Below are 8,198 nucleotides of genomic sequence, written 5' to 3'. Positions count from 1 at the left end.
GCGCCCCACCGGTCAGGTGGGGCGCCCTCTCTCGTGTCACTCGTGCGTCAGCGGGTGGGCTTGCGGCCGCCGCGCCCGTCCCCGCCGCCGAGCAGGTCCGTCGGGAAGGTGATCCCGGGGATCGGGCTCGTCGTGTCGGTGCCGCCGGGCTTGCCGTCGCCGGGCTTACGGGGCTTGTTCGGGCCCTCGTCGCCCTCCTTCTCCGGGTCCTTGGGCTTCTCGGCCCGCGGCACGGAGACCGGGACGAAGCTCGGGGTCTGGCCGGCGTCCAGGGCGCCCGTCATCGCGATCTTCCAGATCGGGCCGGGGAGGCAGCCACCACAGACCTTGTCGTAGTACTCGCCGCCGATGGTGATGTCGTACATCGACTTCTTCTCGCCGACGTCGTCACCGACCCAGACGGCGGTGGACAGGTTCGGGGTGTAGCCGACGAACCAGGCGTCCTTGCGGTCGTTGGTCGTACCCGTCTTGCCCGCGTTGTCACGGTCGCTGAGACCGGCCCGCGTACCGGTGCCGTCCTCGACGACGCCCTTCAGCATCTGGTTGATGGTGTCGGCGGTCCGGTCGGTCATGGCGCGCGTGCACTTGGTCTGCGGCACGTTCAGCTTGTCGCCGTTGGCGGCCTTGATCGACTCGATGGCGATCGGGGTGCAGTAGATGCCGCGGTTGGCGAAGGTCGCGTAGACGGACGCCATGTCGAGCGGGGTGCTCTCGATACTGCCGAGGGTGACGGAGGGGCTCTGCTTGATGGGCTTGCCCAGCTCGCGCTCGTAGCCGACGTTCTTCGCCATCGTCAGCGTCTCGCAGAGGCCGGCCATCTGCTCCAGCTTGGCGAAGTAGGTGTTGATGGACTTGCCGAGGGCGCTGGTCATGTCGAAGACGCCCTTCTCCGACTTCATCTCATTGTTCACCTCCCAGTTCGCGTAGCCCGCGGGCTTGCCGTCGCAGCGGGTGTAGTCGCTCTCGGAGATGTTGATCTGCGCCGGGTCGTTGAAGCTCGTCGCCGGGCTGATGCCCTTCTCGAGCGCCGCGGCGGCCGTGATCGGCTTGAAGGTCGAGCCGACCTGGAAGCCGTACGTCGTGCCGCCCATCTTGCTGCCGACGGCGAGGTTGAGCGTCGTCTGGTGCTGCTTCTGGTCCAGGCCGTACGGGCGGGACTGGCCCATCGACAGGATGCGGCCGGTCTTGGGCTGGACCTGCACCACGGAGGCGGCGACCGGGTCGTCCTTGTTGACCTTCGCGATCGCGGCCTCGTTGGCGGCGGCCTGCGCGCGCGGGTCGAGCGTGGTCCTGATGGTGAGGCCACCCAGGTTCCACAGCTTCGTCCGCTCCTCGGCCGTCTTGCCGAAGGTCGGGTCGTTGAGGATCGTCTTGCGGACGTAGTCGCAGAAGAAGCCGGCGCCGCTGACGGCGGTGATGCAGCCGTTCTTCGGCGTCTTCACCTTCAGCTTGATCGGCTTGGCCTTGGCGGCGTCCGCCTCGGCCTGGCTGATGTCCTTCACGTCGGCCATCCGCTGGAGGACCGTGTTGCGGCGCTTGGTCGCTTCCTGGATGTCGTTGATCGGGTCGTAGCGGCTCGGCGACTGGACGAGACCGGCCATCATCGCCGCCTCGCCCAGGTCCAGGTCGGCGGCGTGCTTGGAGAAGTACCGCTGGGAGGCGGCCTCGATGCCGTACGCCTGCTGCCCGAAGAACGTGATGTTGAGGTAGTTCTCCAGGATCTTCTTCTTGCCCAGCTCCTCCTCGACCTGGATCGCGAACTTCAGCTCGCGGACCTTGCGGCCGATGGTCTGCTGGGTGGCCTGCGCGACCTTCTCGGGGTCGTCACCGGCCTCCTCGACGAAGACGTTCTTCACGTACTGCTGGGTCAGCGTGGACGCGCCCTGCGCGACCCCGCCCGACTGCGCGTTCCGGTTGATGGCACGCAGCACGCCCTTGAGGTCGATCGCCCCGTGCTCGTAGAACCGGCCGTCCTCGATCGCGACGATCGCCTTCTGCATGTACGGGGAGATCTTGTCGATCGGCACGACCTTCCGGTCCCGCGAGTACACCGTGGCGATGAGACCGCCCTCGGCGTCCAGGATCGTGGTGCGCTGACTCAGCGGTGGGGTCTTCAGGTTGGACGGGATCTCGTCGAACCCCTCCACCGTCCCCTTCGCGGCCAGCCCGAGTGCACCGGCCGCGGGCAGGGCGATGCCCGCCAGCACGGCTCCGGCGAGCACACTGACACCGAGGAACTTGGCGGCCTGCTGGGTCCCGGTCAGACCACCGCCCGAGCGCTTCTTTGCCATGGGGGCAGCCTACGTTCTCATTCGCCGGACACACGTATATGCCTTGGCCTAAGCTGCTCCCAACTGTCACAGCAGTGTGGTCTCGCATCAAGACCCGTGCGTGACATCGGTATGAATTCCCGTGACCCCGAAACACGGGAAGCTCGTGTCCGATTCCGGCTCATGCGTCACACGGTGCCCCAAGTGGCCCCGCCGAAGAAGGGCATATCCGCGGGGTATGTCCGCTATGACACGCATGTCCTTCGATCACTCCCCTGGGTGATCTGACGCGCACGCATAGTCCGTTCGGACCATTCAAGATTGGGCCCGAAGGGGGTGTTGCGCTGTGCCTGCCTTCCGTAACGTCCCAACTGGCAGCGGTGAATATGCCGCTGCCGCCGTGGGGGAGCCTCGATTCGGGAGAGGACGGCGCCGGTATGGGCTGGGTAGCTGACTGGAGTGCGCAGGCGGCCTGCCGCACTACCGATCCGGATGAACTTTTCGTGCAGGGAGCGGCGCAGAACAGGGCAAAGGCGGTGTGCACCGGATGCCCGGTGCGGACCGAGTGCCTCGCCGACGCCCTCGACAACCGCGTGGAGTTCGGTGTGTGGGGCGGCATGACGGAGCGCGAGCGCCGTGCACTGCTGCGCCGGAGGCCGACCGTCACCTCGTGGCGCCGGCTCCTGGAGACCGCGCGCACCGAGTACGAGCGGGGAGCGGGCCTGCTGCCCGTGGCGATCGAGGACGACGCGACGTACGAGGCGTACGCAGCGGTCGGCTAGCCCCGACCCGTACGGCGATCCGTACGACGACTCGTACGACACGGGTGACGCGACACGGGTACGAGTACGGATACGGGTACTCGTACGCGAGGACGTGAGTCCGTGAGTACGCGAGACGGCTCAGGCCGAGGGCGTCCGCCCCGCCGTGAGCCGGTCACCGATGGCCCGCAGCCCGGCGAGGTCGTGCACATCGCCGGGCAGGGCGGCCACTTCGGCCACCGCCACCTCTGGGTGGAGCGCGGTGAAGCGGTCGCGCGTGCGCTGCTCACGCGCGAGCACCCGCATGCGCTCGGCATGCAGGCGCAGAAGTCCCGCGGTGAGATGACGTACGTCTGATTCCTGTGCCGGATCGGCTGTGGGGGCAGCCTCGGGTACGGGATGTGCGGCGGCGGTGGCGAGATCGTTCGGCTCGTGCTCGGGTTCGGGCTCGGTGGCCGGGGAGCCACGCAGTCCAGCCTTCCCGCCCCCCTGATCCACAATGCGCCCCTCGTCAAGATTTTCCGCGGCCGCCCGCGCCCGCTCGGCCGACAGCCGGGCGGCGCCGCTGCCGTGGACACGGTTGAGGACGAGGCCCGCGAGCGGCATCTCCTCGGCCGCCAGCCGCTCCACGAAGTACGCGGCCTCGCGCAGCGCGTCCCGCTCCGGCGTCGCGACCACGAGGAAGGCCGTCCCCGGGGCCTGGAGCAGCTTGTACGTGGCGTCCGCGCGGGTCCGAAAACCGCCGAACATCGTGTCCATCGCCGCCACGAACGTCTGCACGTCCTTGAGGAACTGACCCCCGAGCAGCTTGCCCAGGGTCCCCGTCATCATCGACATGCCGACGTTGAGGAACTTCATCCCGGCCCGGCCGCCCACCTTCGCCGGGGCCATGAGCAGCTTGATGAACTTCCCGTCGAGGAACGACCCGAGCCGCTTCGGCGCGTCCAGGAAGTCCAGCGCGGACCGGGACGGCGGGGTGTCGACGACGATCAGGTCCCACTCGTCGCGGGCCCGGAGCTGCCCCAGCTTCTCCATCGCCATGTACTCCTGCGTACCGGCGAACCCGGCCGACAGGGACTGGTAGAAGGGGTTCTCCAGGATCGCCCGCGCCCGCTCGGGATCCGCGTGCGCCTCGACGATCTCGTCGAAGGTCCGCTTCATGTCCAGCATCATCGCGTGTAGTTCGCCGCCGTCGGAGCCCTTGATCCCGTCGACCTTCCGGGGCGTGTTGTCGAGGGAGTCGATGCCCATGGACTGGGCGAGCCGGCGCGCCGGGTCGATCGTGAGCACGACCACCCGCCGGCCGCGCTCCGCCGCCCGCACACCGAGCGCCGCCGCCGTGGTCGTCTTGCCGACCCCGCCCGCGCCACAGCAGACGATGATCCGGGTCCCCCGGTCGTCGATCAGCGGGTCGAGCTCCAGCACGGGGACCCGGTCGAGCCCGGGCTCGGAGTCGGCCTCGGCGACACCGGTCGCGCCGGATCCAGCGGCACCGGCCGCTCCCGCCTCCGTCTCCCCGGCCTCCGGCTCGGCGCCTGCTTTCTCCGTCACGCGCCCACCCCTTGCCTCCGCAGTTCCTTCGCCAGCCGGTAGAGCCCGGCGATGTCCGCCCCGTCCCCGAGGAAGGGCAGTTCGTACGAGGGGACGCCGACGCCGTCCAGGACCGCGCGCTGCGCCCGCTCCAGCTCCACCCGCCGCGCGTGCTCGGCCGCCTGGTCGAGGAGCGGCTCGACCAGGCGCGTGCCGCCCGTGACGCCCACGGACGCCAGGGTCCGCGCGATCGCGTCCCGGTGGTCGCCGGAGGCGGCCCGTACCGCCGCCTCGTCCAGGACGTGCGGGCGGACCATGTTCACCACGACCCTGCCCACCGGCAGTTCGGCGGCTCTGAGCTCGGCGATGCCGTCGGCGGTCTCCTGGACCGGCATCTCCTCCAGGAGGGTCACCAGATGCACCGCCGTCTCGGGGGACTTGAGGACCCGCATGACGGCCTGCGCCTGGTTGTGTATCGGGCCGATCCTGGCCAAGCCCGCCACCTCGTCGTTCACGTTGAGGAAGCGGGTGATGCGGCCGGTGGGCGGCGCGTCCATGACCACGTGGTCGTAGACGGGACGCCCGTCCTTCTCCCGCCGCCGCACCGCCTCGCACGCCTTGCCGGTCAGCAGCACGTCCCGCACGCCCGGCGCTATCGTCGTCGCGAAGTCGATCGCGCCGAGCTTCTTCAGGGCCCGCCCCGCACTGCCCAGCTTGTAGAACATCTGGAGGTAGTCGAGGAGCGCGCGCTCGGCGTCGATCGCCAGCGCGTACACCTCGCCGCCGCCCGGCGCGACGGCGATCTTGCGCTCCTCGTACGGAAGGGCTTCCGCCTCGAAGAGCTGTGCGATGCCCTGTCTGCCTTCGACCTCGACGAGGAGGGTCCGCTTCCCCTCCGTCGCGAGGGCGAGGGCGAGGGCGGCGGCGACCGTCGTCTTACCGGTACCGCCCTTGCCGCTGACGACCTGGAGCCTGCTCACGCAGTCGAGCCTAACCACTGGCGGCCGCGCGCAATCAGGAGGCCGCCCCGGAGAAGTCCCCTAGGGGGCCTCTGGGGGCCGCCTCGGAGAGGAGCCCCGCGGCAGCGGATACAGTCGGGCCCATGACCAAGTGGGAGTACGTCACGGTGCCGCTTCTGGTGCACGCGACCAAGCAGATTCTGGACACCTGGGGCGAGGACGGCTGGGAGCTCGTCCAGGTCGTGCCCGGGCCGAACAACCCCGAGCAGCTCGTGGCCTACCTGAAGCGGGCCAAGTCGTGAGCGGGGCCGTCGAGGCGCGGATCGCCGAACTCGGCCTGACCCTGCCCGAGGTCGTGCCGCCGATCGCGTCCTACCAGCCGGCCGTGCAGTCCGGCGTGTACGTCTACACCTCGGGCCAGCTCCCGATGGTGGCCGGCAAGCTTCCGGTGACCGGCAAGGTCGGCGCCGAGGTCACGCCCGAGGAGGCCAAGCAGCTCGCCGCCACCTGCGCGCTCAACGCCCTCGCGGCCGTGAAGTCGGTCGCCGGTGACCTCGACCGCATCAAGCGCGTCGTGAAGGTCGTCGGCTTCGTCGCCTCCGCCGCCGACTTCACCGGTCAGCCCGCCGTCATCAACGGCGCCAGCGAGCTGCTCGGCGAGATCCTCGGCGAGAAGGGCGTGCACGCCCGCAGCGCCGTCGGCGTCACCGTGCTGCCGCTCGACGCGCCGGTCGAGGTCGAGGTCCAGGTCGAGCTCGTCGAGGCCTGACACCGAAGGCATCCGTAACACCGAAGGCATCCGCAGAGCCGGTTTTCCACAGCCAGGGGAAACCGGCTCTCGTGCATTCCGATGCTTGCGCATAGCATCCGGCCATGTCGAATGGTCAGCCGAAGCAGACGAAGCAGTCGAACGGCCAGTGGTACCCGCCGGAGTGGCCCGAGCGCATCCGCGCCCTCGCCGCCGGTGAGCTCACCCCGGTGACGCCCCGGCGCGCCGCCACCGTCCTGCTGCTGCGGGACGGGGCGACCGGGCCCGACGTCCACATGCTGCGCCGCCGCACCTCGATGGCCTTCGCGGGCGGCGCGTACGCCTACCCGGGCGGCGGTGTCGACCCGCGCGACGAGCAGCCGGTGCGCTGGGCGGGCCCCTCCCTGGAGACGTGGGCGGCCCGGCTCGGCCTCGACGACCCGGCCCAGGCCCAGGCCGTGGTCTGCGCCGCCGTGCGCGAGACGTTCGAGGAGGCGGGCGTCCTGCTCGCCGGGGAGACCGAGGACGGCGTCGTCGGCGACACGACCGGCGAGGACTGGGAGCGGGACCGGGAGGCGCTCGTCGCCCGGGAGCTGTCCTTCGCCGACTTCCTGGACCGGCGCGGCCTCGTCCTGCGCTCGGACCTGCTCGGCGCGTGGGCCCGCTGGATCACCCCGGAGTTCGAGCAGCGGCGGTACGACACCTGGTTCTTCGTGGCGGCCCTCCCGGCCGGCCAGCGCACCCGGGACGTCTCCGGGGAGGCGGACCGCACGGTGTGGATCCGCCCGGCGGACGCCGCGGCCGGCTACGACCGGGGCGAGCTGACGATGATGCCGCCGACGATCTCGACCCTGCGCACCCTGGAGCCGTACGGGACGGCCGCCGAGGCGCTGGTCGCGGCGGCGGAGCAGAACATGGCCCCGGTGCTCGCGCAGGCGCGCCTGGAGGGCGACGAGCTGGTCCTCAGCTGGCCGGGGCACGAGGAGTTCACCAAGATCATCTCTGTCGGGGGTGAGCGATGAGCGACGCCGCCGCCCTGCCCGGCCAGCCGCGCGGCCTCGTGGTCTCCGGTCCCGCGACCGACCGCGCGGTGAACGTCCTGGCGCCCAACCCGTCCGCGATGACGCTCGACGGCACCAACACCTGGCTGCTCTCCGAGCCGGGCTCCGGCCTCGCCGTCGTCGTCGACCCGGGGCCGCTCGACGAGGCCCATCTGCGCCATGTGATCGACACCGCGGAGAAGCTCGGCAAGCGGGTCGCGCTGACCCTGCTGACCCACGGCCACCCGGACCACGCGGAGGGTGCGGGCCGCTTCGCGGAGCTGACCGGGACGGCCGTGCGGGCCCTTGATCCGGCGCTGCGTCTGGGCGACGAGGGGCTGGGCGCGGGGGACGTGGTGACGGTCGGCGGCCTGGAGCTGCGGGTCGTCCCGACGCCCGGGCACACCTCGGACTCGCTCTCCTTCCACCTGCCGGCGGACCGGGCGGTGCTGACGGGCGACACGATCCTGGGGCGCGGGACGACGATGGTCGCGCACCCGGACGGGCGGCTCGGGGACTACCTGGACTCGCTGCGGCGGCTGCGCTCGCTGACCGTCGACGACGGGGTGCACACGGTTCTGCCGGGGCACGGGCCGGTCCTGGAGGACGCGCAGGGGGCCGTGGAGTTCTACCTGGCGCACCGGGCGAACCGGCTCGCCCAGGTCGAGACGGCGGTCGAGGCCGGGCACCGGACGGCGGCGGAGGTCGTCGCCCATGTGTACGCGGACGTGGACCGCTCCCTGTGGCCGGCGGCCGAGCTCTCGGTGCGGGCGCAGCTGGAGTACCTGAGGGAGCGCGGCCTGGTCTGAGCGTCCGCTGAAGGGACCCGGAACCGACGGGCCCTCCCCCCGTGTCTTACGCTCCGCTTACATCTGGCCGTAGCTCTCGGG

At 70.7% G+C, this 8,198-nt stretch carries 8 protein-coding genes; 5 read left to right on the top strand and 3 right to left on the bottom strand.

Features of this window, described 5'->3' with window-relative positions; all coding sequences use genetic code 11:
* Positions 1 to 47: 47 nt before the first annotated feature.
* A complete protein-coding gene (locus ACWGN5_RS31205) occupies positions 48 to 2,291 on the bottom strand; it encodes a transglycosylase domain-containing protein (protein WP_453521375.1) in 2,244 nt (747 codons plus the stop codon).
* Between the two features lie 416 nt (positions 2,292 to 2,707).
* Between ACWGN5_RS31205 and ACWGN5_RS31200 the strand changes: the two genes are divergently transcribed.
* Positions 2,708 to 3,052, top strand: a complete 345-nt coding sequence (locus ACWGN5_RS31200) for a WhiB family transcriptional regulator (protein ID WP_015034550.1) — start codon at positions 2,708 to 2,710, stop codon at positions 3,050 to 3,052.
* 120 nt (positions 3,053 to 3,172) lie between these two features.
* Here ACWGN5_RS31200 and ACWGN5_RS31195 read toward each other — a convergent pair whose 3' ends face one another.
* Together ACWGN5_RS31195 and ACWGN5_RS31190 are read right to left on the bottom strand one after the other, a co-directional pair.
* Positions 3,173 to 4,456 carry an ArsA family ATPase gene (locus ACWGN5_RS31195; RefSeq protein ID WP_453521381.1) on the bottom strand — a complete coding sequence of 428 codons (1,284 nt, stop codon included), beginning with the start codon at positions 4,454 to 4,456 and terminating at the stop codon, positions 3,173 to 3,175.
* 122 nt (positions 4,457 to 4,578) lie between these two features.
* Positions 4,579 to 5,541: an ArsA family ATPase gene (locus ACWGN5_RS31190; protein ID WP_453521373.1), complete on the bottom strand. Its 963-nt coding sequence runs from the start codon at positions 5,539 to 5,541 to the stop codon at positions 4,579 to 4,581.
* A 122-nt stretch (positions 5,542 to 5,663) separates the two neighbouring features.
* Here ACWGN5_RS31190 and ACWGN5_RS31185 point away from each other — a divergent pair, with 122 nt between their 5' ends.
* The 4 genes from ACWGN5_RS31185 to ACWGN5_RS31170 all read left to right on the top strand — a co-directional run bounded on the left by ACWGN5_RS31185 (position 5,664) and on the right by ACWGN5_RS31170 (position 8,117).
* Positions 5,664 to 5,822: a DUF4177 domain-containing protein gene (locus ACWGN5_RS31185; protein ID WP_015034547.1), complete on the top strand. Its 159-nt coding sequence runs from the start codon at positions 5,664 to 5,666 to the stop codon at positions 5,820 to 5,822.
* Complete coding sequence (locus tag ACWGN5_RS31180; protein WP_453521371.1) at positions 5,819 to 6,289, top strand: RidA family protein; 471 nt, start codon at positions 5,819 to 5,821, stop codon at positions 6,287 to 6,289. The genes ACWGN5_RS31185 and ACWGN5_RS31180 overlap by 4 nt, the downstream gene beginning before the upstream one ends.
* Positions 6,290 to 6,393: 104 nt before the next feature.
* A complete protein-coding gene (locus tag ACWGN5_RS31175) occupies positions 6,394 to 7,290 on the top strand; it encodes an NUDIX hydrolase (protein WP_453521368.1) in 897 nt (298 codons plus the stop codon).
* Positions 7,287 to 8,117 (top strand): MBL fold metallo-hydrolase, encoded by an 831-nt coding sequence (locus ACWGN5_RS31170; RefSeq protein WP_453521365.1) that lies wholly within the window; start codon positions 7,287 to 7,289, stop codon positions 8,115 to 8,117. Before ACWGN5_RS31175 ends, ACWGN5_RS31170 begins: the two co-directional genes overlap by 4 nt.
* Positions 8,118 to 8,198: the final 81 nt, after the last annotated feature.

The organism is Streptomyces sp. NPDC055815 (genome assembly GCF_053616475.1).
This window is presented reverse-complemented; position numbering and strand designations above follow the sequence as displayed.

What these genes read in the sequence shown, in the direction of transcription:
- ACWGN5_RS31205 (WP_453521375.1), bottom strand. Translation starts at nt 2,291, where the DNA reads ATGGCAAAGAAGCGCTCGGGCGGTGGTCTGACCGGGACCCAGCAGGCC.
- ACWGN5_RS31200 (WP_015034550.1), top strand. Translation starts at nt 2,708, where the DNA reads ATGGGCTGGGTAGCTGACTGGAGTGCGCAGGCGGCCTGCCGCACTACC.
- ACWGN5_RS31185 (WP_015034547.1), top strand. Translation starts at nt 5,664, where the DNA reads ATGACCAAGTGGGAGTACGTCACGGTGCCGCTTCTGGTGCACGCGACC.
- ACWGN5_RS31175 (WP_453521368.1), top strand. Translation starts at nt 6,394, where the DNA reads ATGTCGAATGGTCAGCCGAAGCAGACGAAGCAGTCGAACGGCCAGTGG.
- ACWGN5_RS31170 (WP_453521365.1), top strand. Translation starts at nt 7,287, where the DNA reads ATGAGCGACGCCGCCGCCCTGCCCGGCCAGCCGCGCGGCCTCGTGGTC.